Source organism: Pseudomonas sp. HMWF006, assembly GCF_003061205.1.
Lineage (GTDB): Bacteria > Pseudomonadota > Gammaproteobacteria > Pseudomonadales > Pseudomonadaceae > Aquipseudomonas > Aquipseudomonas monsensis.
Genome location: NZ_QAIU01000348.1, coordinates 3666 through 4791 on the forward strand (window position 1 = coordinate 3666; position 1126 = coordinate 4791).

1 protein-coding gene is annotated in these 1126 nt (G+C 63.1%); it reads right to left on the reverse strand.

What is annotated here, in order from left to right:
* Positions 1-1126, reverse strand: a 1126-nt coding sequence (locus DBR24_RS14255) for an acetyl-CoA C-acetyltransferase (RefSeq protein ID WP_128615084.1), incomplete at both ends; no start/stop codon positions are given.

Consider the following 1126-nt stretch of genomic DNA (forward strand, 5'->3'; position numbering starts at 1 on the left):
CAACTTGGCCAGGTTGGCCACGATGCGCCCGCCGGTGGCGGCAAATGGATGCCCGGCCGCCAGCGAACTGCCCTTCACATTGAGCCGGCTGCGATTGATCGAGCCCAGCGGCGCGTCGAGGCCCAGACGGGTTTTGCAATATTCGGGATCTTCCCAGGCCTTCAGCGTGCACAGCACCTGCGCCGCGAACGCCTCATGAATTTCGTAATAGTCGAAGTCCTGCAAGGTCAGGCCATTGCGCGCCAGCAAACGCGGCACCGCGTACACCGGAGCCATCAGCAGACCTTCGGCGCCATTGACGAAGTCCACCGCGGCCGCCTCACCGTCACGCAGATAAGCGAGGATCGGCAGCCCGCGCGCGTTCGCCCATTCCTCGCTGCCCAACAGCACCACCGAAGCGCCATCAGTCAGCGGCGTGGAGTTGCCCGCCGTCAACGTGCCCCTGGCGTTTTTCTCGAAGGCTGGCTTCAGCGTGGCGAGTTTTTCCAGGGTCAGGTCCGGGCGCAGATTGTTGTCGCGGGTCAGGCCGAGGAACGGCGTCATCAAATCGTTGTGCCAGCCCTCGCTGTAGGACGCGGCGAGTTTGTGGTGGCTTTCGAGGGCCAGTTGATCCTGTTCTTCGCGCGGGATGTTCCAGGTCTGCGCCATCAACTCGCAGTGTTGGCCCATCGACAGCCCGGTACGCGGCTCGCCATTGCGCGGAAACTCCGGAATCAGGTGTTGCGGCCGCAGTTGCAGGAAGGTCTTCAGTTTGTCGCCGGTGGTCTTCGCGCGGTTGGCTTGCAAGAGGATTTTGCGCAGGCCTTCGCTGACGCTGATTGGCGCGTCCGAGGTGGTGTCGACGCCGCCGGCAATACCGCAATCAATCTGGCCGAGGGCAATTTTGTTGGCCACCAGCAATGCTGCTTCCAGGCCGGTGCCGCAGGCCTGCTGGATGTCATAGGCCGGGGTGGTCGGGGACAGGCGTGAGCCCAGCACGCATTCGCGGGTCAGGTTCATATCCCGTGACAATTTCAATACTGCGCCCGCCACCACTTCGCCAATGCGCTGGCCGTGCAGGTTGTAGCGTTCGATCAGGCCTTCCAGAGCGGCGGTGAGCATTGCCTGATTGCTGGCGGTGGCGTAA